The 1,107-nt window shown below is 64.5% G+C and carries 1 protein-coding gene; it reads left to right on the top strand.

All coding sequences use genetic code 11. From position 1 onward, the window contains the following. On the top strand, positions 1-1,107 hold a 1,107-nt coding region (locus tag EN925_RS36955), incomplete at both ends, for a biotin carboxylase N-terminal domain-containing protein (protein ID WP_128337421.1).

The raw sequence follows: 1,107 nt of genomic DNA, 5'->3' as shown, positions 1-1,107 counted from the left end.
CATCTGACCAGGGACATGGGGCCGATCGAAAGCTATCTGTCGATCGAGGAGGTGATCCGCGTCGCCAGGCTGTCGGGTGCCGATGCTATCCATCCCGGCTACGGATTGTTGTCGGAAAGCCCCGAATTCGCCGACGCCTGTGCCGAAGCCGGCATTACCTTCATCGGGCCGAGGCCGGACACAATGCGGCGGCTCGGCAACAAGGTCGCGGCGCGCAATCTCGCCATCGAGGTCGGCGTGCCGGTGATCCCCGCCACCGATCCGTTGCCGGATGACATGGAGACGGTCAAGACACTGGCCAAGGAAATCGGCTATCCGGTGATGCTGAAGGCATCATGGGGCGGCGGCGGCCGCGGCATGCGGGCCATTCGCGCCGAAGCCGACCTTGCCCGCGAAGTCACCGAAGGCAAGCGCGAGGCGAAAGCCGCCTTCGGCAAGGACGAGGTCTATCTCGAAAAGCTGATCGAACGCGCCCGTCATGTCGAGGTGCAGGTGCTGGGCGATACCCATGGCAATGCCGTGCACCTGTTCGAGCGCGACTGTTCGATCCAGCGCCGCAACCAGAAGGTCGTCGAGCGGGCGCCGGCGCCCTATCTCGAAATGTCGCAGCGCGAGGAGCTTTGCGGCCATGCGCTCAAGATCGCCCGCGAGACCAGCTATATCGGCGCCGGCACGGTCGAGTTCCTGCAGGATGCCGACACCGGCAAATTCTATTTCATCGAGGTCAACCCGCGCATCCAGGTCGAGCACACCGTCACCGAGCAGGTGACCGGCATCGATATCGTCAAGGCGCAGATCCATATCCTCGACGGCTTTGCCATCGGCACACCGGAATCAGGCGTGCCGGCGCAGAAGGACATAAGGCTGAACGGCCACGCGCTGCAGTGCCGTATCACCACGGAAGATCCCGAGCACAATTTCATCCCCGATTACGGCCGCATCACCGCCTATCGCGGCGCGACGGGCTTCGGCATCCGCCTCGACGGCGGCACCGCTTATTCGGGCGCGGTCATCACCCGCTTCTACGATCCGCTGCTGGAGAAGGTGACGGCGTGGGCGCCGACGCCGGCCGAGACGATCGCCCGCATGAATCGGGCACTGCGCGAG

The sequence above is a fragment of the Mesorhizobium sp. M7A.F.Ca.US.006.04.2.1 genome (assembly GCF_004022915.1).
Taxonomy (GTDB): domain Bacteria; phylum Pseudomonadota; class Alphaproteobacteria; order Rhizobiales; family Rhizobiaceae; genus Mesorhizobium; species Mesorhizobium ciceri.
This window is presented reverse-complemented; position numbering and strand designations above follow the sequence as displayed.